We start from the raw sequence: 254 nt of genomic DNA on the forward strand, positions 1-254 counted from the left end.
GCTGCGGACCATTTCGTTGAAGGCCAGGCCCAGCTTGGCGCGCAGGCCCAGGCCAACCCAGCAGATACGTGCCGGCAGGCCCTGGAAGCTGATGCGCTCGCGGGCCATGTCCAGCCAGCGGTGCAGGTGGGCGTCGTCGGGGATCAGTTCCTTGACCTTGGCGTCGGTCTTGTAGATGTCCTCGGCCTCGCCAGACAGCGCCGCCCAGCGGAACGGGCCTACGCCGCGGCAGAACAGCGGACGGATATAGGCAG

General features: G+C 67.7%; 1 pseudogene. It reads right to left on the bottom strand.

Annotated features, from left to right (window positions below):
- Positions 1 to 254, bottom strand: a pseudogene (locus tag SB771_RS35835) (urocanate hydratase); the annotation flags it as partial.

Source organism: Burkholderia sp. SIMBA_051 (assembly GCF_046534915.1).
Taxonomy (GTDB): domain Bacteria; phylum Pseudomonadota; class Gammaproteobacteria; order Burkholderiales; family Burkholderiaceae; genus Burkholderia; species Burkholderia ambifaria.